24 protein-coding genes are annotated in these 26,487 nt (G+C 53.0%); 9 read left to right on the top strand and 15 right to left on the bottom strand.

What is annotated here, in order from left to right; all coding sequences use genetic code 11:
- Positions 1-937 precede the first annotated feature (937 nt).
- The gene (locus tag NFC81_RS07555; RefSeq protein ID WP_304996922.1) at positions 938-1,219 is read right to left on the bottom strand and encodes an antibiotic biosynthesis monooxygenase; all 282 of its coding nucleotides are present in this window, start codon (positions 1,217-1,219) and stop codon (positions 938-940) included.
- Positions 1,220-1,314: 95 nt separating this feature from the next.
- On the bottom strand, positions 1,315-1,725 hold the full coding sequence (locus NFC81_RS07550; RefSeq protein WP_304996921.1) for a hypothetical protein: 411 nt from the start codon (positions 1,723-1,725) through the stop codon (positions 1,315-1,317).
- A 466-nt stretch (positions 1,726-2,191) separates the two neighbouring features.
- Between NFC81_RS07550 and NFC81_RS07545 the strand changes: the two genes are divergently transcribed.
- On the top strand, positions 2,192-3,439 hold the full coding sequence (locus NFC81_RS07545) for a site-specific integrase (protein ID WP_304996920.1): 1,248 nt from the start codon (positions 2,192-2,194) through the stop codon (positions 3,437-3,439).
- Here NFC81_RS07545 and NFC81_RS07540 read toward each other — a convergent pair.
- The 4 genes from NFC81_RS07540 to NFC81_RS07525 all read right to left on the bottom strand — a co-directional run bounded on the left by NFC81_RS07540 (position 3,436) and on the right by NFC81_RS07525 (position 6,946).
- A complete protein-coding gene (locus NFC81_RS07540) occupies positions 3,436-5,022 on the bottom strand; it encodes an ABC-F family ATPase (protein ID WP_304996919.1) in 1,587 nt (528 codons plus the stop codon). The two genes, NFC81_RS07545 and NFC81_RS07540, sit on opposite strands and share 4 nt — an antisense overlap.
- 87 nt (positions 5,023-5,109) lie before the next feature.
- Positions 5,110-5,535 (bottom strand): HIT family protein, encoded by a 426-nt coding sequence (locus NFC81_RS07535; protein WP_304996918.1) that lies wholly within the window; start codon positions 5,533-5,535, stop codon positions 5,110-5,112.
- A 29-nt stretch (positions 5,536-5,564) separates the two neighbouring features.
- Entirely contained in the window at positions 5,565-6,326 is a 762-nt protein-coding gene (locus tag NFC81_RS07530) for a TSUP family transporter (RefSeq protein WP_304996917.1), read from the bottom strand.
- 2 nt (positions 6,327-6,328) lie between these two features.
- The gene (locus NFC81_RS07525) at positions 6,329-6,946 is read right to left on the bottom strand and encodes a thymidine kinase (RefSeq protein WP_304996916.1); all 618 of its coding nucleotides are present in this window, start codon (positions 6,944-6,946) and stop codon (positions 6,329-6,331) included.
- 51 nt (positions 6,947-6,997) lie between these two features.
- Here NFC81_RS07525 and xthA point away from each other — a divergent pair, with 51 nt between their 5' ends.
- Positions 6,998-7,813 (top strand): exodeoxyribonuclease III, encoded by an 816-nt coding sequence (xthA, locus tag NFC81_RS07520; RefSeq protein ID WP_304996915.1) that lies wholly within the window; start codon positions 6,998-7,000, stop codon positions 7,811-7,813.
- 146 nt (positions 7,814-7,959) lie between these two features.
- Here the strand turns inward: xthA and NFC81_RS07515 are convergent, their stop codons facing one another.
- Both NFC81_RS07515 and NFC81_RS07510 read right to left on the bottom strand, forming a co-directional pair.
- Complete coding sequence (locus NFC81_RS07515; protein WP_304996914.1) at positions 7,960-10,233, bottom strand: helix-turn-helix domain-containing protein; 2,274 nt, start codon at positions 10,231-10,233, stop codon at positions 7,960-7,962.
- Complete coding sequence (locus NFC81_RS07510; protein WP_304996913.1) at positions 10,233-13,094, bottom strand: insulinase family protein; 2,862 nt, start codon at positions 13,092-13,094, stop codon at positions 10,233-10,235. The genes NFC81_RS07515 and NFC81_RS07510 overlap by 1 nt, the downstream gene beginning before the upstream one ends.
- Before the next feature lie 118 nt (positions 13,095-13,212).
- On the opposite strand from NFC81_RS07510, the gene NFC81_RS07505 reads away from it, so the two are divergent.
- Positions 13,213-13,959, top strand: a complete 747-nt coding sequence (locus tag NFC81_RS07505) for an enoyl-CoA hydratase/isomerase family protein (protein ID WP_304996912.1) — start codon at positions 13,213-13,215, stop codon at positions 13,957-13,959.
- Here the strand turns inward: NFC81_RS07505 and NFC81_RS07500 are convergent.
- Positions 13,953-14,603 carry a TetR/AcrR family transcriptional regulator gene (locus tag NFC81_RS07500; RefSeq protein WP_304996911.1) on the bottom strand — a complete coding sequence of 217 codons (651 nt, stop codon included), beginning with the start codon at positions 14,601-14,603 and terminating at the stop codon, positions 13,953-13,955. The two genes, NFC81_RS07505 and NFC81_RS07500, sit on opposite strands and share 7 nt — an antisense overlap.
- Before the next feature lie 203 nt (positions 14,604-14,806).
- Between NFC81_RS07500 and NFC81_RS07495 the strand changes: the two genes are divergently transcribed.
- The 6 genes from NFC81_RS07495 to NFC81_RS07470 all read left to right on the top strand — a co-directional run bounded on the left by NFC81_RS07495 (position 14,807) and on the right by NFC81_RS07470 (position 17,841).
- Positions 14,807-15,469 carry a Bax inhibitor-1/YccA family protein gene (locus tag NFC81_RS07495; protein WP_304996910.1) on the top strand — a complete coding sequence of 221 codons (663 nt, stop codon included), beginning with the start codon at positions 14,807-14,809 and terminating at the stop codon, positions 15,467-15,469.
- 87 nt (positions 15,470-15,556) lie between these two features.
- A complete protein-coding gene (locus NFC81_RS07490; RefSeq protein ID WP_304996909.1) occupies positions 15,557-15,883 on the top strand; it encodes a DsrE family protein in 327 nt (108 codons plus the stop codon).
- On the top strand, positions 15,876-16,256 hold the full coding sequence (locus NFC81_RS07485) for a DsrE family protein (RefSeq protein ID WP_304996908.1): 381 nt from the start codon (positions 15,876-15,878) through the stop codon (positions 16,254-16,256). The genes NFC81_RS07490 and NFC81_RS07485 overlap by 8 nt, the downstream gene beginning before the upstream one ends.
- Positions 16,253-16,522, top strand: coding sequence for a hypothetical protein (locus NFC81_RS07480; RefSeq protein WP_304996907.1), 270 nt, complete (start codon positions 16,253-16,255; stop codon positions 16,520-16,522). The genes NFC81_RS07485 and NFC81_RS07480 overlap by 4 nt, the downstream gene beginning before the upstream one ends.
- A complete protein-coding gene (locus NFC81_RS07475; protein ID WP_304996906.1) occupies positions 16,519-16,851 on the top strand; it encodes a TusE/DsrC/DsvC family sulfur relay protein in 333 nt (110 codons plus the stop codon). Before NFC81_RS07480 ends, NFC81_RS07475 begins: the two co-directional genes overlap by 4 nt.
- 9 nt (positions 16,852-16,860) lie before the next feature.
- The gene (locus NFC81_RS07470; RefSeq protein WP_304996905.1) at positions 16,861-17,841 is read left to right on the top strand and encodes a glycosyl transferase family protein; all 981 of its coding nucleotides are present in this window, start codon (positions 16,861-16,863) and stop codon (positions 17,839-17,841) included.
- 2 nt (positions 17,842-17,843) lie between these two features.
- Here the strand turns inward: NFC81_RS07470 and NFC81_RS07465 are convergent, their stop codons facing one another.
- From NFC81_RS07465 to NFC81_RS07440, 6 genes are all read right to left on the bottom strand, one after another.
- The gene (locus NFC81_RS07465) at positions 17,844-18,461 is read right to left on the bottom strand and encodes an alpha/beta family hydrolase (protein WP_304996904.1); all 618 of its coding nucleotides are present in this window, start codon (positions 18,459-18,461) and stop codon (positions 17,844-17,846) included.
- A gap of 102 nt (positions 18,462-18,563) precedes the next feature.
- Complete coding sequence (gene sucD, locus NFC81_RS07460; RefSeq protein WP_304996903.1) at positions 18,564-19,436, bottom strand: succinate--CoA ligase subunit alpha; 873 nt, start codon at positions 19,434-19,436, stop codon at positions 18,564-18,566.
- The gene (gene sucC / locus NFC81_RS07455; protein WP_304996902.1) at positions 19,433-20,602 is read right to left on the bottom strand and encodes an ADP-forming succinate--CoA ligase subunit beta; all 1,170 of its coding nucleotides are present in this window, start codon (positions 20,600-20,602) and stop codon (positions 19,433-19,435) included. The genes sucD and sucC overlap by 4 nt, the downstream gene beginning before the upstream one ends.
- A 126-nt stretch (positions 20,603-20,728) precedes the next feature.
- The gene (gene lpdA / locus NFC81_RS07450) at positions 20,729-22,168 is read right to left on the bottom strand and encodes a dihydrolipoyl dehydrogenase (protein WP_304996901.1); all 1,440 of its coding nucleotides are present in this window, start codon (positions 22,166-22,168) and stop codon (positions 20,729-20,731) included.
- Positions 22,169-22,247: 79 nt separating this feature from the next.
- Positions 22,248-23,489 (bottom strand): 2-oxoglutarate dehydrogenase complex dihydrolipoyllysine-residue succinyltransferase, encoded by a 1,242-nt coding sequence (odhB, locus tag NFC81_RS07445; RefSeq protein ID WP_304996900.1) that lies wholly within the window; start codon positions 23,487-23,489, stop codon positions 22,248-22,250.
- A 35-nt stretch (positions 23,490-23,524) separates the two neighbouring features.
- Positions 23,525-26,371 carry a 2-oxoglutarate dehydrogenase E1 component gene (locus tag NFC81_RS07440; RefSeq protein ID WP_304996899.1) on the bottom strand — a complete coding sequence of 949 codons (2,847 nt, stop codon included), beginning with the start codon at positions 26,369-26,371 and terminating at the stop codon, positions 23,525-23,527.
- Positions 26,372-26,487: the final 116 nt, after the last annotated feature.

The raw sequence follows: 26,487 nt of genomic DNA, 5'->3' as shown, positions 1-26,487 counted from the left end.
TCCCACATGAGCGCTCCGTAAATTCCCAGAAGCCCTAGCAAAACACCATATACATACAACGTAAACGGGGAAAATGATCCCTCACCAGGGCTCTTAAATATCATAGAGTAACCGATGTTCCCGAACGGCAAACCTATCACAACAAAAACACCGAGAATCAGACCTAGGGAGCCACCGTTTAGAATAGTTAACAGAAAAATCGCAACTGCAAACAGAAGAACAACCGCACCGAAAAGCATCCTAATAAGTTTAGTGGTCTTGCTCATGGTCCCTCGACTATTGGGTTTAGTTTATAATGTCCATTGCAGCAGATACGCGATATTGCGCACCACTTTATGGACTTACCCCGGCACCGGGGTAAGTCCATTCTGGTTTGAAGATGCGTCTGTTTTAAGGGGTCAAGTTCAGCATCCGGTGCAGTGACTGGTTTGCTTGCACCTTGCACCGGCTCAATTGCTGGAGTGCCGCCTCGAAGGCGAAGCTCGTTAACCCCGAGCCAGGATACGAATGCCGCCTCTATAGCCAAGTGCGCCAAGCCGAGCCAAGACGCTGAAGCGAAGAAAACTGCCGCGAGCAGAAAACACAGAGCACCCCAAGCAATATTGGCCGAGCCGAGAAGTGCGACGATAGAAGCCGGTGGGGCGGGCCGCGTAGCGAGGGCGAAAGCAACCGAACCATATGCTAGCCCAGCAGCTCCCATGGCGACCAAGAGCATGCGCTCCAGCCATACGCTAAGTGATAAGAGAAGCGCACCCACAATGGAGCCTGCTGCGAAATCAGCCAAAAGCACCCTTCGCAACCGTGATGGTGTCGGGCGTTGTTGAAGAGTGCGACGTGTCATGCGGTGCAACCTAACGCAGAGATTTGCGGCAATTTTGTAGCCGCGAAGCGGTGGAGAAATTTCCCAGCAAAAGCGACTGGTTATACGGTTTAGCCATCAGCCGACTTCCGTCACTTGATAGTGCCTTTCGACATTCGACGCGACTCTACCCCATTCGGACGACTTAACGTGGCTCTGATGGGCTTCAAACGAGGCCCGGTCAATAAATTCTTCAGAGACAAAAAAGACGTTTTCGGCGCCCGGGCTCTGGGTAACTTCGAAGTGCAAACACCCCTCTTCTAGGCGAGTCAGCTGAATATGAGCTGGCAACTCTGCCATAACCGCTGCGAGGTCAGCGTCGGACACCACGATATGGCCCTCCAAAATGATCTTAGGCATAGCAAAAACTCAATCCGTATAACGCCGCTCAGCACGCGCGGCTGCGAAATGATGGCGAAGCCGCAATGTAGTAGGCGTCGCCGTGACTGGCCTGGTTATGCATTTTCAGTAGCATGGAAGTACTTAAATGCTTTAAAACCAAATAGATACGCAGAGAAAATTAGTGCCCACACTCCTGAAAATAGCAAATTCAGTCTAAGGCGACTTTGCTCCGGAACTCCAACCTCTAGATACAAAATCCCATATTGGATAAACGGAAGAAGAATAATGACAGGGACGGCCCAAGCCAGCCTTCTGAAAATAGCCCACGCTAATCCCACATGTATTACTCCCATCACAGCTGCCAACTCTGGTGACCGGAGTGTGACGCCATCTATGCCGGGCGAAACGACCGGGAAAATTATTGCCACGAGCTGCAACAGCCCCAGCGCGCCCGATGCCAGGCAGGCAACTCTCAAGATAAGAGGAATCGCGCTGACCCGGTTTAGAATAGTATCCGTACTCACCCAGTAAGACCTCTATGATGCATAACTATTTAAGCGGTTATACGGCAGCTCAGCTGCGGCTATAACCGCCTGTTGAACGCCAAAAACTGAATAATATTCACAAGCGACTGATTTCATTAAGTATTTCCGGATTTCAATCACAGTCACTCTTGGGAAAACGCGCATGCGCACTACCATGTTTTTCCATTTTTTGCTCATGCGTATAAACGCGGAAGCCTGCAAACCAAGCTTTTGATTTTATTACAGTTTTCAATACAGCAACCGGAAAAACGCGCATCAACACAAATCATCCTAGCAGAAAAACGCGCACGTGCACGTAGAAATGCCTGCTCATACGGGTTGGATAGCCAGCACTAAACGGCTTCTCTGATCTCGCTCGCTTTACCATGATTTTTTGATTGGTTGAATTTTCCCGCCATTGCACGGATGATTCCCCTACTCTGTTTTTCTTTGTATGAGCTAATTCATGTTGAACGCTGCCTTACGTGTGCCGCCCTCGCCCATTTTTGACCAGATGGAGTACATGCCGGATGCGTTTTCGGGGCGCCGTGAGGCGTTGCCGCAATATGTGCAGTCACCCTTTCCGGAAGACTATTGGCTGAGTTTGCGCTTTCTGCTGTCGTACGACGGCTCTACGGCGACGTTCAATGCGTATCGCCGTGAGATCGAGCGGTTGCTGCAATGGTGTTGGCTGGTGCAAGAAAAGAGCGTGTGTGCGTTGAAGCGCGACGACATAGAGAAGTTCATTAAGTTCTGTATGGAGCCACCGCGCGCTTGGATCGGCACTAAGAACTGTGCGCGCTTTACGGGGCCGGACGATCTGCGTAAGCCCCATGAAGACTGGCGGCCTTTTGTCGCTTCGGTCAGCAAGGTACAAGCGCGTGCAGGCATGCATGCTGATACTGCGGAGTATGCGCCCAGTCAGTCGGCGCTGAAAAGTCTGTTCGCTATCCTCTCAAGTTACTTTAACTTTCTGATTCAAGAAGAAGCCATTGGGTCTAACCCGGTGGCGCTGATTCGGCAAAAGAGCAAGTTCTTGGTCACTACGACGCGCCGTGAGGTGCGTCGGTTAAGCAATCTGCAGTGGGACTTTGTGCTGGAAACCGCAGGTTTGATGGCCGCGGAAGACCCAGCCAAGCACGAGCGTACGCTGTTTGTGATGCAGTGTTTGTATGCCATGTATTTGCGGATTTCAGAATTGGTAGCGGACGAACGCAATGTGCCCTTGATGACGGACTTCCGGCGTGACAGCGACAGCAATTGGTGGTTTGAAGTAGTCGGTAAAGGTAACAAGGAACGGTCAATCAGTGTGTCTGAGGCAATGCTGGACGCGCTGAAGCGTTATCGCCGCCACTTGGGTTTAACGCCGATCCCGGTGTCTGGCGAGCGTACGCCGTTGGTGCCTACGCTGGGCGGTAAAAAGCCGGTGACGTCCACACGGCACATTCGCGCCATTGTGCAGTTGTGTTTTGATACGGCGGTTGAGCGTATGCGCTTGGAAGGCTTGGAAGATGAGTCGCATGAGTTGCAGGCGGCAACGGTGCACTGGTTGCGCCATACGGGGATTTCAGAAGACGTGAAGTTTCGGCCGGTTGATCATGTGCGGGATGATGCGGGCCACGCCAGCAGTTTAACAACCGACCGATACATTGACGCGGAACGACGCGCCCGGCATGCCAGTGCGCGTCATAAGCCAATGAAGACGGAGAGTTAGACTAACCCTTGGTGGCGTAGGTACTCGTCGTAGCTGCCGTGGAAGTCTTGCAGGCCGGTCGGTGTGAAATCCAGAATGCGTGTGGCCAGCGAGGATACAAACTCGCGGTCGTGGCTGACGAAGATCAGCGTACCGGGGTAGTTTTCCAGCGCCAGGTTCAAGGATTCAATAGATTCCATGTCCAAGTGGTTGGTGGGTTCGTCCATCAACATGACGTTCGGGTTGATCAAGCTCAGCTTGCCAAACAACATGCGGCCTTTTTCACCACCGGAAATCACTTTAACCGACTTCAATACGTCGTCGTTCGAAAACAACATGCGGCCCAAAGCACCGCGCACCAGTTGTTCGTCGCCTTTGGTCCACTGCTTCATCCAGTCGAACAAGTTGGACTCGTACGAGAAGTCGTATGAGCTGTCCTGCGCGACGTAACCGATCTCGGCTTGCTCGGCCCATTTTACGGTGCCGGCGTCGGGTTTGAGGTCTCCGTACAAACAACGCAACAGGGTCGTTTTACCGGCGCCGTTCGGGCCAATGATGGCGATGCGCTCACCCGCTTCTACTTGCAGGTTGAGGTTTTCAAACAGGTTGTTGCCTTCGAAACCCTTGGTCACCTGTTCAAGCGTGACGGCCTGACGGTGCAACTTTTTGTTCTGCTGGAAGCGAATGTACGGGCTGATACGTGATGAAGGTTTCACTTCATCCAGTTTGATCTTATCAATCTGCTTAGCACGCGACGTAGCCTGTTTGGCTTTTGAAGCGTTGGCTGAGAATCGGCTAACAAACTGTTGTAAATCAGCAATTTGCGCTTTCTTCTTCGCGTTCTCCCCTAACAGGCGTTCACGCGCTTGTGTCGCTGCCGTCATGTACTCGTCGTAGTTGCCGGGGTACACACGCAGCTCGCCGTAGTCGAGGTCGGCCATGTGCGTGCACACGCTGTTCAGGAAGTGACGGTCGTGCGAAATAATGATGATGGTGCTTTTACGCTGCACCAAAATGTTTTCCAACCAACGGATGGTGTTGATGTCGAGGTTGTTGGTCGGCTCGTCCAGTAACAGGATATCGGGGTCGGAGAACAAGGCTTGCGCCAATAGAACGCGCAGTTTCCAGCCCGGTGCGACTTCGCTCATGGGGCCAAAGTGTTGTTCTAAGGGAATGTCCAAACCCAGCAGTAATTCGCCAGCGCGGGCTTCGGCGGTGTAGCCGTCCATTTCGGCGAATTCGACTTCCAGCTCTGCGACTTTCATGCCGTCTTCTTCGGACATTTCAGGCAAGCTGTAGATACGCTCGCGCTCTGCTTTTACCTTCCACAGGTCGTCGTGACCCATGATGACGGTGTCGATGACACTGAATTCTTCGTAGGCGAACTGGTCCTGCTTCAGCTTACCCACCCGTAGGTTGGGCTCTACCATGACTTGGCCAGACGATGGTACGAGGTCGCGACCCAGTATTTTCATGAAGGTGGACTTACCACAGCCATTGGCGCCGATCAGGCCGTAGCGATTGCCGTTGTTGAATTTAACGGAAACGTTTTCGAACAACGGCTTGGCGCCGAATTGCATGGTAATGTTGGCAGTAGAAATCACAGAAAAAGGTGTCCAATTAGGGTCGAATGGGCGAAAACAAAGGCGCGCATTGTACCCAAAAGCCCTGTGATTAACTACCTTTGTCCATCAGAGAGAATTTAGGGCGCCTATTATTTTCTCCGCATTCGCTTTCAACACTTCCGGGTCGCCCTGCACCATGGCATGCGGTTGGCGCAATTCAGCCAGCGACGTAGGAATAACGTGGAAGTGCAAATGCGGAACGGTTTGCCCTGCCCCTGCGCCATTCAATTGGAACAGCACCACGCCCGGCCCTTGCATGGCTTTATCCACGGCGGCGGCAATGCGTTTGGTGGTTTTAATAACGGCAGCGGCCGCTTCGTCGGATATATCGAGCAAGGTTTCAGCCGGCTCTTTAGGAATGACCAGCGTGTGACCGTCGATCTGCGGCATGATGTCCATAAAGGCCAGCGTGTGCTCGTCTTCATACACTTTGATGCAGGGCAGTTCGCCGCGCAGAATTTTCGCAAACACGTTGTTGTTGTCGTAAGCCATGTTGGGTTCCTTTGCTGTGCTTTTAGGGTTTAAAGAAAAGTTGTCCACACGTACCGCGCCGCCATACCGATGCACATAATAACGATTAACGGACGAATCCAACTGATCTTACCGCCTATGATCATGTGGCTGCCAGCCCAAGCGCCGATCATTTGCCCGCCAATCATCACTAGGCCCAATAACCAGATGATATGGCCGCTAAAGGCAAAGATCAGTAACGACACGATATTGGAGGCGAAGTTCATCAACTTGGCTTTGGCGGTGGCTTGGATCAGGTTCTCCGCGCGCAGTACGTTGCGCGAAAAGGCAAACAGCGAGCCGGTACCGGGGCCAAAGAAGCCGTCGTAAAAACCAATGCCAGGCGCCATGGTGACGCGGTAGGTTTCTTCCGACATTTTTGGCGGTGCGTTATCTTGGGCTTTGGGGGCCACCAAGTAGTAGATGGCCACGGACACCAGTACTACAGGGATGATGACGTCTAATACGCGCACATCGACCATTTGCACCAGTATTGTGCCTACAGCCGAGCCGATCACGCTGGCTAAAAACAACCATTTGACTTGCTGCCAGGTGACCAAGCCGCTGCGCAGCATACGAAAACTGGAGGTCAGCGTTCCAAACGAGCCTTGCAGCTTGTTCGTAGCGAGCGCGGCAATGGGCGGCACCTGTGCCAGTAACAAAGCGGGCAATACGATGAGCCCGCCGCCGCCCGCCAAGGTATCGATAAAACCAGCGACCATGGCGACAAAGAACAAGGCGACCAGCACTTCGGGGCTGAATAGAGTTTCCAAGATTATTCCTTGATGATTCGGGCAGGCTTGGCTGCCGCATGGTCGCCCGCCAGTGCAGCGCGGTGATGGGCGCGGCACAAAGAAACATAGACGTCGTTGTTGCCGATAACGACCTGTTCTCCACTTTGCTGTACCTTTCCGTCGCCACTTAGGCGGGCCGTCATGGTGGCTTTGCGGCCACAATGGCAGATGGCTTTCAATTCACTGAGCTTATCAGCAATGGCCAGCAGCCGAGCACTGCCGGGAAAGAGCTCACCCATGAAGTCGGTGCGCAGGCCATAGCAGACGACCGGTACATTCAAGTCATCCACCACCGCGGCCAGTTGGTTGACTTGAGCGACCGTCAGGAACTGGGCTTCGTCGATCAGTATGCAATGGATGCTGGCGCGGCCACCGTGCGCCTGTACCCATGCCACGAAGTCGGTACTGTCATCAAAGAGTTCTGCGTCAGACGCCAACCCGATTCGACTGGCTATACGCCCTTTGCCGTAGCGTTCGTCAATGGCGGCCGTGAATAGCACGGGCGCTAACCCACGCTCTTTGTAGTTATGGGCGTTTTGCAGCAGGCTGGTGGATTTGCCCGCGTTCATCGCTGAGTAGTAGAAGTAAAGTTGTGCCATGCTGTGTCCTTGTTAGAATGCGATGAACCGAACTCAGGGAAATACCGAGCTATGCGAATAATCTCCTTCAATATTAACGGCCTACGTGCTCGCTTGCATCAACTGGAAGCGATTATTGCGCGTTGGTCGCCGGATGTACTCTGCTTGCAAGAAATTAAGGTGCATGACGACCAGTTTCCGTTGGAAGCCATTACCGCTTTGGGCTACAGCGTGATCTACAATGGCCAAAAAGGTCATTATGGGGTGGCAACGCTGAGTAAGCTGCCGGGCAACTTGCTGGCTAAGCGCTTTCCGCAGGAAGACGAAGATGCACAGCGTCGGTTGATCATCAGTGAGCATGTGTCGGATTCCGGCAAAACAGTCACGGTGATTAACGGCTATTTCCCACAAGGTGAATCACGCGACCACCCGACTAAGTTTCCGTTGAAGGTCGATTTCTACCGCAACCTGCAAAGCTGGCTGCAGGAGCGCCATACTCCGGACGACCATGTGGTGATTCTGGGTGATTTCAACATCGCTCCAGAAGATCACGATATCGGTATCGGCGAGATCAATATGAAGCGCTGGTTGCGCACAGGAAAATGCGCTTTCCTACCGGAAGAGCGCGAATGGTTTGGTCTGCTCAAAGCGTGGGGCTTAACTGACAGTTTCCGTCTACATCACCCGGACGTGAGCGATCGGTTCAGTTGGTTTGATTACCGTTCGCGCGGATTTGAAGACGAGCCGAAGCGTGGTCTGCGTATTGATACGCTGATGGTCACGGCGCCCATGGCAGCACAATGCACGGCATCGGGTGTGGATTACGATACGCGCAGCATGGAGAAGCCGTCGGATCATGCGCCGGTATGGGGTGATTACAATATTTAGCGGGTAGACGGTGTCGGGGCACTAGTGGTGCCTCACGGGGTCGGCGTAAATCCGTCCATGGAGCCTAGGCCGCAGCATCCTTGCTGCGGACTCCCCCTTTGAGGCACCACTAGTACCCCGACTCCGCCATCAAGTACCACACACCTCTACGCTTCTTCAGTCGTGCACTGGCTTTGCAACCAGTGCCAGTGCGCCACCACCGCTCGAATCTCACCGAAGGTATAGTCTTCGCCCAGTTGGCGCTTAATGGGTGTTAAGGCTTTGTCTTCGGCTTGCTCTACCAAGGGCCAGATCACCGCTAAACGGCCTGAAGGCACTAGACTGTCGATGGCGAGCTCTCCGGATTCCACAAACTGCGCCAAGTGCGTTTCGATGGTGCTGCTGGCCAGCCCGCGTTCAGCGGCAATGTCGATCACCGACTGCCCCGCTTGAAACGCCGCCAAACTGATGCGCTGGCTTTCGCCCGGTGCCAGTTTGGCGGGTTCAGGTACCCTTGAGGCTTCCAGCTCGGTGTTTAAAGCATCCTGTGCCTGCTGCTGTTGTCGTTCCATGCCTTGTAATATCGCAACGCTGTCAGTGCCGCTGGCTAAGCCGTCGGCCAGCAATAAAGCGCGCTGTAAATCGACGGTCTTCTGTTGCACCCGTGCGGCCAAAACACCCAGCGCCTTGCGATAGGCTTTGGTGCCGGTGACGCTGCGCATTTCTTCTTGATGCGCGTGAATACCGGCGAGCAGTTGCACGGTGAGCTGTTCGTGGAAGTATTCAACCGCTGCCGCAACCCGTGTTTTCAGGTGCCCGTGGGCCGAGCTGCCTTGATCCAGAATACTGTTTAACTGATGACAGAACTTAGCGGCCACGCGCTGCTGTTGCTGGCATACGTCACTCAGTGCGCTGCTGGCTTTCACCGCTTGCGCTTGGTACGCCGCTTTGCGACCGCGATACGTGAAGAAATGGTTCAAAAAGGCGTCGGCCAATATCGACCAGTCAAAGGTGCGCATCAGTGTGTTTTCAACAAACAGCGCTTGTTCGCTGTGCAGGTCTTGATGCAGGGTACTTTCATCCGGCTTTTGCTGCATGAATTCCACCACGGTGGCATCGCACTGAATGCTGCTGCCGGGAATCTCGGTGCGCAGCACCAAGCCTTCAATTTGCGTTAAGCGGCTCAAGGCCACGTAGACTTGCCCGGCGGTGAAGGCAGCACCGGCGTCGATAATCGCGCGCTCAAAGGTCAATCCCTGACTTTTGTGAATGGTGACCGCCCAAGCCAGGCGCACCGGGTACTGCCTAAAGGTGCCCAAGACTTCTTCTTCGACCTGCTGGCGCTCCTCGTTGAGTTTATAGCGAATGTTGCTCCACTCTTCCGCTTCCAGCCACAGGCTTTCCGGCTCGCCGGGAAAGGCCACGCGCACACCGGCTTCACTGATACGGTCAACCACGCCGATCTTGCCGTTGTAATAACGCGGCGCGTCGCCTTTGTCATTGCGCATGAACATGATCTGCGCGCCCTGCTTCAGTTCCAGCGTGGCGTTGACAGGAAAGGCGTTTTCGTTGAATTCGCCGCCGATGTCGGCATTGAAGCGATAGAGATCGCCCGGCAGCTCGGCCAGCGTTTGTCGGTTGATGCGGTCTGCGGTTTGGTTATGCGATGTCAGCGTGATGTAGTGTTGGTCTGGAGGGGCTTTGAAGTCCGGCTGATAACGCCGATTCAGCCATTCCAGATCGTCTTCGTCCACGCTGTTGTCACGCACACGATTCAGCAACCGAATGAAGGTTTCGTCTTGCTGTCGGTAGATGGTTTCTAGCTCAATGCAGGCTGGTGGCACGGCGCGCATGGCGTCGGAACAAAAGAAGAATGGCCCGGCATAATGACTGCCGAGCAAAGCATGTTCGTGCGGCACCACCACAGGCGGCAACTGGAACAGGTCACCAATCATCAATAACTGTACGCCACCGAAGGGCACATCAGGGCGTTGGCGAACGTGGCGTAATATCGCGTCGATGGCATCCATGGTATCGGCCCGGACCATGGAAATCTCATCGATGATAAGCAGCTCCAGTTCGCGTAGTAACGCCCGCTTGGTGCGATTTAGGCGCAACCCGGCCAGCAACGACGTGCGTGTGGCAACCGAGCCTGGCGGCGCATTGCCTTGGCTTAGATCGGCGTTGGAGTCAAGACCTTCAGGCAGGTACGGCATGCGCGGCAGTTGAAACAACGAGTGCAGCGTTACACCGCCGGCGTTGATCGCTGCCACCCCCGTCGGCGCAACAACGACACAGGCTTTGCGCGTGGTGGCCTTGATATGGCGCAAAAACGTCGTTTTACCAGTGCCAGCACGACCGGTCAGGAAAACGTGCTTATCCGTATACTGAATAAAGGACGTCGCCAGCTCGAATCGCGCATTCGGTTGATCGGTCACCATCAGATACGATGAACCGTCAACCCGAGTTTGCTACACACCGCTTCATTATCGGCATAGGTCACAACTGAGGTAGCTGCCTGTTCTGGCGTCAAATAGGCAGTAGCAACGCGCTTCAGATCATCCAGGGTTACTGCCAGTACGCGCTGACGCAATTGCTCGCGGAAGGCCAATGAACGCCCATAGAGCTGGTTAAAGAACTCATGGCGCGCTTCGCCTGCTGGTGAGCCGGGCTTATCCATACTCGACACCAGTCCGAGGATGGCTTCTTCCAACGGTTCATAGCCATGATCTCCGGACAGCAACCAGTCAATCGAGCGACCAAAATCGGTCAGCGTTTGTTCTAGGCGTGGGTCACGGTAGCTGTAGAAACGGAATACACCGGTACTCAGGTCGTGCGAGGCACCACCGCCGTAGGCACCACCCTGCTCCCGCACTGCAGTGTGCAGGAAACCATTGCGTAAGAAGCCAGACAATACAGCCAGCGGCGCGGCGTCTGGATGCTCCACGGGTACTGTGGCAAACGCTTGCGCGCAGAAGTTTACAGCGGTATTGGTAATCCACGCAGAATGACGCTCTGGATTGGTGTCCAGTTCACCACTCTGTGGCGTTTGCTCAGTCAAGCTGAAAGAAGACCAAGGGGCAACGATGGACGCCAGTTGTTCTTCAATGTAATTCGGTTCGGCTATTACCAGCAACTGCCCAGGTAGCGCAACCAACTCCTGGTGTACGGCATTCAGTTCGTTGACCACGTCGTCTATGTACTGGTCCTTGTTACTCTTCACCAAAGACTTTAACCACTGGGTTCCAGCTAAGCCACCTTGGTTGTGATGCAGGTTTGCAGCACCCGACCAATGACTGGACGCCGCCGTCATCGCCAGGCTATGCCCGTTGCCAGTGATACCGCGAGAGCGACGACTGACCATGCTTTGCAGCATTTCGTGCAGGCGCGTTGTTTCATCAAAGCGAACATTTTGCGCTGTGTTTAGCAACAAATCGTTCATGGCCTCGACGTTGCGGTTCAACGCCTTGCCGCTGAAGATCGAATGCATAGACACTTCATTCTGATTCTGCGTGGCTGAACGATAAGAGAATTGCGCTGAGATGCCGCCTGTAAAACGCGCTTGTAAACGCTGTACGTCGGTGTAGCTGTGCGCGCCGTGCCCCAGCTCTGGAGCCAAGCCACTGTACATGGGTAGCCAACGCAGGCGCTTTGCGCTCAACGCGGGTATTGGTCGTACCCAGCTCACGTATGTCAGACCATTGGTGCCCACGCCAAAGGCTGTTTTCGCGGTGTCTTGCACACTGGGTTCTGTTACCCGAATCTCTTTGGGTACGTCTTCAAGCGTTACCTTAGGCAAGGAGCCGGGGTCCGGCTTGCGGTTCTGGTGTTCTTCAAGTGTTACATTAAGTGCACGTATCTGTTCGCGTTGCTCTGCAGTCAGTTCTTGTGCAATGCGCGCTAGACGCTGCTCTTCTTCACGATCAGCGCGTGCTTGGAATTCAGTATCCGCCACCAAGCTAACCCGCACACGATGTGGGTTGTCGAGCAATAAACGATGGATCAATTCTTTCAAATAGTCCGGGCGCTCGGTTTGCTCGCGCAGCCAAATCAAGGCGTCGTCGATGTCTAAGGCACTTGCAACATTGCCACGATGCACGGCCGTCGGCAGCACCGTCATAATGAGCTGCAGGCCGAACGGATAACCATCACCACCGATTTCACGCTGACTCAGTTCCAGCTGATGCAGAACGGCGTCCTGATCTTCTCGATCGACACCCTCTTCTGCCACCTTGGCTAGGGTATCCAGCACCATCTGCTCAATAGCGTCGGCATCTTTATAGTCGGCGCCTTCAAGGCCGCACACCATCATCATTTCTCGATTCGAGTCTTCCAAGCCGCACAGCGGCGACACCGAGTTGCCGAGGTCGGACGTCTCCAACGCATGGCGTAATGGCGACGCGCTGTTGTCGAGAAGAATTTCGTTCAAGAAGTGGGCTTCCAGTGCGCCTTTGAGATCGGTGCTGTCGCCCAATAGCCAACCGACCACAACGTGGTCTTGCGGGCCGCCGTCTTCGCTGGGCGTTGCCGGATAGCGTTCAACCACACTGACAGGCGCCACAAAGCGTTCTTCACGTGGTACGGCAACCTGCTCGGTGCTGCGCTCGAAACGCGTCATGACTTTATCGTCAATCTCGCCCTGCAATTGCGCCAAGTCTAAGTCCCCGAAGGTCAAGAAGGTCGCGTTGCTCGGGTGGTAATGCTTTTGATAAAACGCCTTAAGTCCGTCATAGGTCAGTTGCGGAATCGATTGCGGTTCGCCACCGGAGTTAAAGTGATACGTCGTGGTTGGGAACAAGTACTTGGTGACCGTTTGAAACAAGCGGCTCGTTGCGGAGCTCATTGCGCCTTTCATTTCATTGAACACGACGCCACGAAATTCCAGCCCACTGTCGGGGCTTTCAGGGTCGAGCAAGGCCAAGCGATGACCTTCTTGGGCGAAATCAAGTTCAGACAAATTCGGGAAGAACACCGCATCAAGATAGACATCAAGCAGGTTATAGAAGTCTTTGTCGTTTTCACTGGCGAACGGATAGGCTGTCCAATCGCTCGCGGTAAAGGCGTTCATAAAGGTGTTGAGCGAGCGCCGCGTCATCATGAAGAATGGATCACGCACGGGGAAACGCTCGCTACCACAGAGCACGGTGTGTTCAAGAATGTGGGCAACGCCAGTATTGTCTTGCGGTACGGTGCGCAAAGCGACCATGAACACTTTTTCTTGGTGGTCGGTGCGCAGGTGAAAATGGTCTGCGCCCGTGGTTTGGTGCCGATAGTGCTCCAAGTCAACCTTCAGCGAGGCCACGTGGTGAGTTCCTAGAAATTCAAAGGATGAAGAATGCTTGCTCATTTGATCTCGCTTTGTTTATTGCTCAGGAGTTTCCTGATAGATTGATACCAACAATAATAATGTGATCGCAGCCATGACGCAGTCTATTTACGCCACGCTTGAAAAAGGCGTTGCCACCATCGCCTTTAATCGCCCTGCAGACGGTAACATATACGACGAAGATGTGCTCTGTGCGTTCATAACCGCATTGGATGATTTTGCCGAAGACGAAGCGGTTCGCGTGCTGGTGATTCGCAGTGAAGGCAAAGACTTCTGCTTAGGTGCAGACCCCGCCTGGATGCGCCGCATTGCCAGTTCTCCTCGGTATGAATCCAGTATCAGTGCTAGCCAGATCAGCCGGATGCTAGAGACTCTGATGAACTTCCCAGTACCCACATTGGCGGTTGTTCAAGGCAAGGCACAAGCCGGCGCGCTGGGTATACTCGCCTGCTGTGATTACGTGGTGGGTTCAGACGACAGCCACTACCAAATGAACGAGGTGCATCAGGCTTCGATGCCGGTGATTTCAACGCCCTACCTCATTCGTATTATGGGCGAGCGCAAAGTCCGCTGGCTGATGTTGACAGGCGAAGAAATCAACGCCGAAACAGCGCAGTCGTTAGGCCTTATTCACCAGCGTGTACCGCTGACCGAACTGGCGGCGGCGGCGCAATACCGTATCGACCACTGGCTCAGTATGTCACCGGTGACGCTGCGCCAAGCCAAAATCGTTCTCAGCTATTCTGCGCCTGACTACTTTGACCCGGAAATGAGCGACGAACTTGCCGATTTATTGGCCGATACGCGCATTGAGTTCTATAACCGGGAAGAAAATCAGTAGTCGCGGTCTTCGTGTAAGGCCGATGATAGGAACGGCACCAATTTGTGCATGACCTCTTCTAGCGAGTTGTCACGGTGTGTGTCGTTCAGCGCCATGGCGCGCAGCGTCTCAATACTCCCCATGGTAAACACCGCCGAGCCGATGGCAAAGTGAATGCGCCAGAACAATTCGTTGGGCGTGACATGCGGCGTACTCTGGTGAATCAGCATAATGACGCGACGATAGGTGCCGTCATACTTTTCACGCAGGAATCGACGCAAATGGCCCTGCGCTTGAGTGTAGGCAATGCCGAGCAGGCGCATGAAAATACTGAGCTTGTTGTCATTAGTTGAAGCATGCACGCCCGTCAGCATGGTATTAGCCAGGATTGAGAACACCTTCTCCAGAGGCAAGGTTTGCCCGCCGTTTTCACGCAGGGCGTGCTCGAGATCACGGTCCAGTTTGTGACAAAACGGCGTGAGAAAACGCTCAAACACCGCCTGAACCAACTCTTTCTTTGAGCCAAAATGGTAATTCACTGCCGCCAGATTAACCTCTGCACGCGTAGTAATGGACCGCAATGAAGTTTCAGCAAAACCTTTTTCGGCAAAAAGAATCTCTGCTGCATCGAGAATGCGGGATGCGGTATCGGCCTGATCTGTCATGAACTACCCATTCAAACAACTGTTTTAAACACATGTTCATTGTAGGTGAATTGAAGGGATTAGAAAACCATAAACTTGCAGAGTATCGTTGTTCTTCAGCCACTTACGTTGACGCGGTGTTTACAGCTGCACAACCGACTCTGCTTGAATTTGGGGCGGAAGACTATATATTACTAGCTGTATCTTTATGAGGAGATTTAGCAATGGCTGAATATCAAACAACGACCCGCAGTACCAATGAGAGCCTTTTGGCTACTCACAAGGTATTGCGTAATACCTATATGCTGCTGGGCCTGACCTTGTTGTTCAGTGCGTTCACAGCATTCGCCTCTATGGCTGTTGGCTTGGGCCATGGCGTTGCCATGATCATGAGCTTTGCGGCAATCGGCATTGTTTGGTTTGTTTTGCCACGCACCGAGAATAAACCAAGCGGCCTGGTATGGACCTTTGTGTTCACCGGTTTGCTGGGTGCAGGCCTTGGTCCAATGCTGAATGTGTACTTGGCAGTCATGCCCGGTGTGGTATTCCAAGCACTGGCCGGTACAGCGGTTATATTCTTTACCCTGTCGGCTTACACCCTGATCACACGCTCTGACTTCTCCTTCATGGGCGGCGCGTTGATGGTTGGTATCGTGGTGGCGTTTGTCATCAGCATTCTGGGCCTTGTGTTCCAAATGCCTATGATGAACTTGGTCGCTTCTGGTCTGTTCATGCTGGTTAGTTCTGGCATGATCTTGTTCCAGACGAGCCAGATCATCCACGGCGGTGAAACGAACTACATTCGTGCAACGGTGACGCTGTATGTCTCCATCTACAACCTGTTTGTCAGCTTGCTGCACATTCTGGGCGTGATGAGCGACGACTAAGCGGTAACGCTTTGATAAACTAAGCCCTGCCAATGCAGGGCTTTTTTATGCCTTACAGTTAAACTCTACGAAGACACGACATACACCATGACGGATTTTTCACTCACTGTTACAGCCTCGCCTTGGTCTACCGACCAGCATCAGCGTGCCCTTCGTTTTGGTCATGCGCTGTTGGCAAAAGGACATGCGCTGAAACAGGTGTTTTTTTATCAAGATGCAGTGCTGGCGTGCCAAGGCGATACGCCCGCCCAGCAATGGCAAGCACTGGCTGAGCAATCTGGCTGTGCCCTATTCCTATGTGTATCGGCGGCCGAACGCCGTGGTATCCAATCTGCCGAGCAGCCGTGGCAATTAGTCGGCTTGGGCGACTGGGTAGCGGGTACACAACAAGGGGAGCATGTGCATTTTGGCTAATTCAATGGTAGAAAATGCAGCCTGTGATCTGTGCCTGCTGATTACCCAGCCCCCGCAAACCGGTGTTCTCGGTCAAGAGACGTTCGAGCTTGCCGTGGCCGGAGGCGTATTCGATCAATCGATAACGGTGATCTTCAGCGGTTCGGCGGTGTTGCATTTGTTGCCACAGCAACCCACTGACGGATATCGCAGCACCGGTAAGCTGTGGCAGTCGGCAAGCATGTTTGGTATTGAGCAATTTTTTGTTGTAGCACCGCAACCTGAGGATGTTCTGGCGCAGTTACCAGAAGGTGTGCGTGCAGCGGTGCAAGTAATCAGTGCAGAAAGCGCACGAGAAAAGATGGATAACGCGCGGGAGGTCATGGTTCTATGACGAGCAACAGCACCATGTTGCACATGATATTCAGCAGCAGCGGCTGGCAAAAAGCACAGCCAATGATCCAGCCGCACGATACAGTGTTGTTAGGCGGTTCAGCCATCGCGTTGAGCGCTGCGGTGCCAACAAATTGTGCGCTCTACGTACTGGCTACCGACTGCCAGCAGGTCGGCGTTCAGGCTCCCCACACGGCACAAGCGATTTCCGACGACGCATGGGTCGACTTAGTAATGCAGCACGCACAACGGGTAAACTGGGCATGAGCTACGAAGTAAATGGCATTGTCTTAGCAACCGACGATCGCGGGTTTTTACTCGACCTCAATGAGTGGTCTCCCGAGGCGGCACAGGTTATTGCGCAACAACTGGACATTGCACTCACCGACTCGCACTGGCCTATTCTTCACTTGCTGCGTCAGATCTATATAGACTTCGACCTCGCCCCCGCCAATCGTGCGATGGTTAAAGTGGTAAAGGAGAAGCTCGGGCCTGACGCAGGAAACTCCATCTACCTTATGCAACTCTTCGGCGGTAGCCCAGCACGTGACGCTGCCAAAATAGCTGGCTTACCCAAGCCACCACATTGCCTCTGAGTTATCACTATGATCATCAGTTCAGATACCCACCCGTTCGCCCAGTACGTCAGAATTCTTGGCAAGGGCAAGAAAGGCTCTCGCGATCTCACGCAAGAAGAAGCGCAAGACGCCATGGGCATGATTGTCCGCGGAGAGGTAGAACCTGAACAATTAGGTGCCTTTCTAATGCTGCTGCGCGTGAAGGAAGAAAGCCCCGCCGAGATCGCCGGTTTTTGTGCAGCGGTACGTGAACATTGGCAGTTGCCTAATGTAGAAGTGGATATGGATTGGTCTTGCTACGCCGGAAAACGTCGGCATTTGCCTTGGCTCATCCTTAGTCAGAAGTTGTTAGCCGAGATGGGCTATCGGCAGGCGATTCATGGCACACGCGGGCACACGGCCGAGCGTTTGTATGTACAAGATGTGTACGAACAGCTTGGTATGCCGGTTATCAGACATTTGGGTGAGCTGGAGAACTGGAGCCCCAGCGAGCCGACCTTTATCCCGCTGGAGGTCTTGTCACCACGGCTGGAAAGCATCATTCAGTTGCGCAAAATATTGGGGTTACGCTCGCCCGTACACAGCTTTTCCCGCTTGCTTAATCCGTTCAATGCCCCCACGGTACTACAAGCTATTTTCCACCCCGGCTATCATCAGATTCACCAAGGTGCCGGTGCTTTGCTGGGCTACCAAAATGCCTTGGTGGTCAAAGGGGATGGTGGAGAATTCGAGCGCAATCCGGATGCAGACCTGACATTATTTTGGGCGCACAGCGGAGTCACCAGTGAAATCACCCTGCCCTCACTGTTTACCCGCCGCCATGTCAAACCGGACGCTCTGGACATTGACCATCTGACCGGACTGTGGAAAGGCACGTGGAACGATGAGTACGCCGAAGCGGCCGTACTGAGCACCGCTGCGTTAGCAGTGATGGCGCACGAAGGGCTTGATCATGATGCGGCCATGGAGCGCGTCAGTACTGCTTGGCAAGCACGCAGTCGCACATAGAACTAAATAGCGATTCCGCGCACGGTGTCTGCCAAGTGCCCCATCACCTCGCCGGCTTTCAAGCCTTTCGGGCGTAAGTCATGATTGCCGCCGTCTATCCAAGTGATCACGATATCAGAGGGTAGATTGAGTGAACTCACCAGATCTTTGCCGCCCATGGTGTCGTTTGTGCCCTGAACAATATTCAATGGGCAGGTGATGTCTGGAAAATGGTCGACTCGTAAACGGTCAGGTTTGCCTGTCGGATGAAACGGATAGCCTAGCGCAATCAAACGAGTAATGGGTAGATCCGGGTGCTGGGCTTGCAACAAGGTCGCCATGCGCCCACCCATAGATTTACCCGCTACGATTAAGGGCATTCCATCCCAACTCGCCAGATCCGCAACCACCTCCGCCAGTTCAGCTAATAGTTTTGGAGCCTTTACAGGTGGGCGTTTCTTGCCATCAATGCGGCGCCGATGCATGTAGTCGAACTCCCAACGCACGACATCTAACCCTTTTTCATTGAACGTCGCTGCGACAGTGTTCATCCAGTCGCTGTCCATGGGCGCGCCGGCGCCATGTAACAAAAGGATGCGGGCTTGCGGGTTTGTGCTGGTATTTTTTAGGTAGCGCGACACGATGAAAACTCTCCCCCTTTAAAACAGAAAACCCCAATAGATCGAAACCTATCAGGGTTTTTAAGCTACCGGATCGCTTTTAAAAGCGCAGCAGTTTTTAACTTACCAACCGGTGATTTCTTTCAACGCATCACCAATATCGGCCAGACTGCGTACGGTCTTAACGCCTGCGTCTTCAAGCGCCGCAAACTTCTCGTCAGCAGTACCTTTACCGCCAGAGATGATTGCACCGGCGTGACCCATACGCTTGCCTTTAGGTGCAGTAACACCGGCAATGTAAGACACCACAGGCTTAGTCACGTTGGCTTTGATGTACGCCGCAGCTTCTTCTTCAGCAGAACCGCCGATTTCACCGATCATCACGATCGCTTCCGTCTTCGGATCTTTCTCGAACATCTCTAAGATATCGATGAAGTTAGAGCCAGGGATCGGGTCACCACCGATACCTACGCACGTCGACTGACCAAAACCGTGGTCTGTGGTCTGCTTAACAGCTTCGTACGTCAATGTACCAGAGCGCGATACGATACCGACTTTACCAGGCAGGTGAATGTGACCGGGCATGATGCCGATTTTGCATTCGCCGGGCGTGATAACACCGGGGCAGTTAGGCCCGATCAAACGAACGCCCAGCTCGTCGCACTTCACTTTAGCTTCCAGCATGTCCAGCGTAGGCACGCCTTCAGTGATACATACGACCAACTTGATGCCGCCGTTAGCTGCTTCCAGAATGGAATCTTTGCAGAACGGTGCAGGTACGTAGATCACAGATGCGTCAGCGCCCGTTGCTTCTACGGCTTCTGCTACGGTGTTGAACACAGGCAGACCCAGGTGCGTTTGACCGCCCTTACCTGGCGTCACGCCGCCAACCATTTGCGTACCATAAGCAATGGCTTGCTCTGAGTGGAAAGTACCCTGAGAACCGGTGAAGCCTTGGCAAATTACTTTGGTGTTTTTATCGATCAAGATACTCATTTTGCACCCTCCGCTGCTGCAACCACTTGTTTGGCAGCGTCTGTCAGGCTGGTAGCCGCAATAATGTTCAGACCGCTTTCAGCCAGTTTCTTCCGACCCAGGTCAGCGTTGTTACCTTCAAGGCGAACCACAACCGGTACTTTAACGCCCACTTCGGCAACCGCACCGATAACACCTTCTGCGATCATGTCACAACGTACGATACCGCCGAAGATGTTCACCAGAACCGCTTTCACGTTGTCGTCTGACAGAATGATTTTGAACGCTTCTGCTACACGCTCTTTCGTCGCGCCGCCGCCTACGTCCAAGAAGTTTGCAGGCTTGCCGCCGTGCAGGTTAACGATGTCCATGGTACCCATGGCCAGACCAGCGCCGTTTACCATGCAACCGATGTTGCCATCCAGTGCGACGTAGTTCAGCTCCCAACGGGCTGCATGAGCTTCACGCTCGTCTTCTTGCGAAGGATCAGCCATAGCTTGCAGTTCTGGATGACGATACAGGGCGTTAGAGTCGATACCGAGTTTGGCGTCCAAGCAATGCAGGTTGCCTTGGTCAGTGATGACCAACGGGTTGATTTCCAAGAGTGCTAAATCTTTGTCTTGGAACAGTTTAGCCAAGCCCAGGAAAATCTTAGTGAACTGCTTGATTTGGTCGCCTTGCAGGCCCAGTTTGAATGCCAGCTCACGGCCTTGGTAAGGCTGTGCACCGACCAACGGGTCGACTTCTGCTTTCAGAATTTTTTCTGGCGTTTCTTCCGCTACTTTCTCAATTTCCACGCCGCCTTCAGTAGAGGCCATGAAAACGATACGGCGGGTAGAGCGGTCAACAACCGCACCCAGATACAGCTCGTTGGCGATATCGGTGCAGGTTTCAACCAAAATCTTGCTGACTGGCTGACCATTTTCATCTGTCTGATAAGTCACCAGACGCTGGCCCAACCACTTCTGTGCAAAGTCGCGGATTTCGTCTTCAGTCTTAACCAGCTTCACACCGCCCGCTTTACCGCGGCCACCTGCGTGAACCTGAGCTTTAACGACCCACATGTCGCCACCGATCTTCTTAGCCGCTGCTACCGCTTCAGCTGGAGTGTCGCAGGCAAAGCCATCAGACACCGGCAAGCCATACTCGCGGAACAGCTGTTTGCCTTGATACTCGTGTAAGTTCATACCATTAACCGTCTGTTGATAGGATGCGCATCAACGCAATCCGTTTAACGAATGATGCCCGGAAAAACACTGCTTAAGCATGAGTTCTTCCGGCACCGGATGATTTCAATTGCTAATCAAAAGCCTTTAACGCTTCTTACGATTGGCGACATGAATGGCTTTGTTATCCACTGCCAGCGCTGCTTCGTGAACCGCTTCAGACAACGTCGGGTGAGCGAAGCACATCAACTGCAAGTCTTCAGCTGAAGAGCCGAATTCCATCGCAATGACACCTTGCGCGATGATTTCTGACGCGTGCAAACCAAATACGTGCATACCCAGAATGCGGTCTGTTTCTTCATCAGCGATGATTTTGACCATACCCGTGGTTTCATGAGCAGCCATCGCTCGACCACTGGCCGCAAATGGGAAGCTACCAGCTTTGTACTTAATGCCTTCAGCTTTAACTTCTTCTTCGGTCTTACCAACCCACGCCATTTCAGGGTTAGTGTAGATGACGTTTGGTACAGCGTCGTAGTTCATCTGGGCTTTATGGCCAGCAATGATCTCTGCCACCATGATGCCTTCTTCAGAGCCCTTGTGAGCTAACATTGGGCCACGCACTACGTCACCAATGGCGTATACGCCAGGTGCGGTGGTCAAGCAGCTGTCATCTACAAATATGAAACCACGTTCGTCGAGCTGTACGTCGCAATCGTCAGATAACAGGCCTTCAGTGAACGGACGACGACCCACACAAACGATCAGCTTGTCGAACACTTCTGACTTTTCACCTTCACTATCGGTAAACTTGACCGTTACCTTCTTGCCCTTCACTTCAGATCCCGTTACACGCGCACCCAAACGGATGTCGAGGCCTTGGTCTTTTGTGAATGATTTAAAAGCGGCCTTCGCAAGCGCTTGGTCTGCCGCGGCTAAGAAAGTATCTTGAGCTTCCAAAACAACAACGTCAGAACCTAAACGGCCCCACACGCTACCCAACTCCAGGCCGATAACACCCGCGCCAATAACACCCAAACGCTTAGGTACTTCGGTGAATTCCAAGGCGCCCGTTGAGTCAACGATGACGTCACCATCGGTAGGTGTTGGTGGGATTTCTACGGGTACTGAGCCAGAAGCCAGAATAACGTTTTTAGCTTCCAGTTTTGTCACTTTGCCATCTTTATCGGTCACTTCAACCACTTTGCCAGCGGTCAGCTTGCCCGAACCTTCAAACGACTTAACGCCGTTGCTTTTCAACAACCCGGCAACGCCTGTAGTGAGGTTTTTAACAATACCGTCTTTGCGTGCCAGCATGCCTTTGACGTCGATCGTCAGGCTCTTAAGACCGATACCGTGATCTTTAAAGCTGGTTTCGGCCTTGTGGTAATGCTCGGAGGATTCAAGCAGCGCCTTAGACGGGATACAGCCGACGTTCAAGCAGGTGCCGCCATAAACAGCCTTGTCTTCCTTGTTACGCCATTTTTCAACGATTGCAGTATTTAGACCGAGTTGCGCCGCCTTGATGGCTGCTACATAGCCCGCAGGGCCTGAACCGATCACTACCACGTCAAATTGATTAGCCATTGATCTTTCCTATCGATGTACAGTGAATTACGGAGCCTCTGCACGGCCGTTGGCGACCAGCAGAGACTCTTCAGCGTAGTTATACTTCCAGCAGGATACGTGCAGGATCTTCCAACAATTCTTTGATGGTTACCAAGAACTGTACTGCTTCCTTACCATCGATCATGCGATGGTCGTACGACAGCGCGAGGTACATCATGGGCAGAATTTCGACCTGACCATTGACCGCCATTGGGCGCTCTTGAATCTTATGCATACCCAAGATAGCTGTCTGAGGTGGATTCAGAATCGGCGTCGACATCAATGAGCCAAATACACCACCATTGGAAATGGTGAAGGTACCACCCTGCATTTCTTCAATACCAACCTGACCTTTCTGAGCACGTTGACCGAAATCACGAATAGACGATTCCAGTTCAGCCAAGCCCATGGCATCTGCATCGCGCAGAATCGGCACAACCAAACCACGATCAGACGAAACAGCCACACCCACATCGTAATAACCGTGATACACCACATCGTCGCCATCAATCGATGCGTTGACGTCAGGGAAACGCTTCAGTGCTTCAGTAGCGGCCTTCACGAAGAAAGACATAAAGCCCAAGCGCGCACCGTTGTGCGTCTTCTCGAACAAATCTTTGTAACGTGAGCGCAATTCCATAACCGGCTTCATGTTGACTTCGTTATACGTCGTCAGCATGGCAGCAGTCTGCTGTGCTTCAACCAAACGCTTGGCGATGGTTTTGCGCAGACGCGTCATCGGTACGCGCTTCTCAGTGCGACCTGCTGTACCGGCTGTGGAAACGGCAGACGGTGCCGTGCTTTGCTTAGCAACAGACTTGCTGTTAGAAGCCGGAGCTTTGGTTGCCTTGCCACTGTTCTGGTATGCCAAGACATCTTCTTTGGTAATGCGACCACCTTTGCCCGTGCCTTCGATTTCAGCCACGTTCAAATTGTGCTCGTCGACCAAACGACGAACTGCAGGGCTCAATACCTTACCCTCAACCGTTACGTCTTCTTCAGGTGCGGGGGCAGAGTCTGCTTCCGCGTCTTTCTTCGATGAGCTGTCGGTTGAACCTGCAGCGCCTTCTTCGAAGATAGCAATGACCATTTCGCTTTCAACCGTTGCACCTTCGTCCATGATGATCTCTTTGATCACACCATCGGCGGGCGCCGTGACTTCCAGCACAACCTTATCGGTTTCAATATCAACGATGAGGTCATCGCGCGTACATGCTTCACCGGGTTTTTTATGCCACGTAGCGATGCTGCCGTCAGCTACAGATTCCGGAAACTGTGGTGCTTTAATTTCGATTGCCATTCTTTAACCCTTAGTCGTTCCTCGTGCGCCCAACATCATTTTTTCGGATAGATCAGTGCGTCTTCCAAAAATCTTTTCAGCTGCTCCATGTGCAGCTTCATGTAGCCTGCAGCCGGCGATGCCGATGCGTCACGGCCCGTGTAACTCAGATAAATATCTGGGTTGTGGCGTGATATGACATTCCGCATATGGTGCTGGCTACTGTACCACGCCCCTTGGTTCATTGGCTCTTCCTGACACCACACCACGTCTTCAAGATTGACGTAGGGTGCCATTGCTTTTTGCAACTCTTCTTCTGGGAAAGGATACAGTTGCTCCACACGGATGATAGCGACATTGTTGATCTCGTTGCTGCGCCGGAACTCAGCCAGATCGTAGTACACCTTACCGGAACACAGCACTACGCGCTGCACTTTGGCCGGGTCGATGGTATTGTCGGTCTCATCAATGATAGTACGGAAGTGCCCATCTGCCAGCTCTTCAAGCGTGGATACTGCGTCTTTATGACGCAACAGGCTCTTAGGAGACATGACAACCAACGGCTTACGCAGATTGCGCACAACTTGACGACGTAGCATATGGTAAACCTGTGCTGGTGTCGTTGGCGCGCAGACCTGAATATTTTGCTCTGCACAAAGCTGTAAGAAGCGTTCCAGGCGCGCTGAAGAGTGCTCTGGCCCCTGCCCTTCATACCCGTGCGGCAGTAGCATGACCAAACCGGACAAACGTCCCCATTTGTTCTCACCACTGGTAATGAACTGATCAATAACCACTTGCGCGCCGTTGGCAAAGTCCCCGAACTGCGCTTCCCAAATAACTAAGGTATCTGGACGAGTGGCTGAATAGCCGTATTCAAACGCCAAAACAGCTTCTTCAGATAAGAACGAGTCGTAAATATCGAACTCGGGCTGATCATCAAACAGATGCTGCAACGGTGTATACGTCGAACCATCTTTATTGTGGTGCAGCACCGCATGCCGGTGCACGAATGTACCCCGACCGACGTCCTGACCAGTAAAGCGAATAGGATGGCCTTGTGACAAGATGGTCGTGTACGCCAGCATTTCCGCAAAGCCCCAGTTGATCGGCAACGCACCGGCAGACATTTTCTGCCGATCGGTGATGATCTTCTGCACTTGCTTTTGCAGCGGGAATGTTTCTGGAATACGCGTCATCAGCTTGGACAGCTCTTGCAGCTCTTTCAGCGGCATTGAGGTATCAAAGTAGTCTTCCATGGGTTGGTTCAAATATGGCGTCCAGTCAACCTGAAGCGACTTGTCGGCCTGCGTAACCAAGGACTTGGCAACATGCATGCCTTTGTCCAGCAGGTCACGGTAGTCTTCGACCATGGTTTTGAATTCATCCGCGCTGATCAGCCCTTCTTCCACAATGCGCTGTGAATAGAGATCTAGGGTAGTCTTCTGGGAACGAATCTTGGAATACATCACCGGCTGAGTCATCGCCGGCTCATCCGCTTCGTTGTGACCACGACGGCGATAGCACACCAGGTCGATAACGACGTCTCGCTTAAAGGTCTGACGGAAGTCGATGGCCATTTGCGTCACAAACGCGACCGCTTCCGGATCGTCACCGTTCACGTGGAAGATAGGCGCCTGTACCATTTTTGCAACATCAGTACAGTACTCGGTAGAGCGAGCATCTTCTTGACGTGAAGTGGTAAAACCAACCTGGTTATTGATAACAATGTGAACTGTGCCACCGGTCTTGAAGGCGCGCGTCTGAGACATTTGGAATGTCTCCATCACGACGCCCTGACCGGCAAATGCGGCGTCGCCGTGAATATTGACTGGTACGACCAATGAGCCATCGCGGTCTTTACGACGGTCTTGACGAGCCCGCACGGAACCTTCCACCACGGGCGAGGCGATTTCCAGGTGCGACGGGTTAAACGCCAACGCCAAGTGAACTTCACCGCCCGTGGTCATCACGTTAGATGAGAAACCTTGGTGGTATTTCACGTCACCGGAGCCCATTTCAATAAAGGACTTACCTTCAAACTCGTCGAACAATTCGCGTGGGTTCTTACCCAGAATGTTCACCAGCATGTTTAAACGACCACGGTGCGCCATACCGATAACGATTTCTTTGGCGCCGTAGGAACCGGCGCGCTGAATCAGCTCGTCGATCATGGGGATCAAGGCTTCACCACCTTCCAGACCGAAGCGCTTAGTACCAGGGTACTTAGAGCCCAGATACTTTTCTAAGCCTTCTGCAGCCGCTAAGCGCTCCAAGATATGCAGCCGTGCATGCTTGCTGAAGGAAGGAGTCGAGCGCACGGATTCCATGCGTCGCTCAATCCAGCGGCGCTGCTCAGTGTCGACGATGTGCGTAAACTCAGCACCGATACTACCGCAATACGTGCGCTCCAGTGCATTAACAATGTCCTTCAGCGGAGCTTCGTCAACGCCGATATACAGGTTGCTGCAATTGAAGATGGTTTCTTCATCGGCCTTAGACAGATCGTGAAAGTGCAGGTCCAGATCCGGCACAGGAGGACGCTGCATGATCCCTAGCGGATCAATCTTCGCCTTCTGATGACCACGAAAACGATAAGCCGTGCCCAACTGGTGTACACGCACTTGCTTACGTTCATGCTCAGAACTGATTGACGGTGCCACAAGACCAACGCTGCGGCCACGCGACTTACCAAGAAGAAGAAAGTGATCACGAATCGGGGCTTGTGGAATATCGTTATGAACGGATTCGTTGACACTGGGCAACTTGTCGAATTCATTGCGCCATTCCTCTGGCACTGAATTCGGATCCTGCAGGTAGGCTTCAAAGAGCTCCTCCAGATATTTTGAGTTACCTCCTGCCAGATGGGATAAGGCCCACTGTTGTTCCATGTAGCTTTCAGCCATTTCTGCTCTACCTAGAAAAATACCTATTTGCGACGCCGGAGTATCAAGGAGTCACCCAACAATTAACGCAACACCCTGCACCAATTGTTCCGTGACCTTTGCAGCCGAACACTAAT

It is taken from the genome of Salinispirillum sp. LH 10-3-1 (genome assembly GCF_030643825.1).
GTDB lineage: Bacteria > Pseudomonadota > Gammaproteobacteria > Pseudomonadales > Natronospirillaceae > Salinispirillum.
Note: the sequence above shows the minus strand (reverse complement) of the source record. Positions and strands in the feature narration are given on the sequence as shown.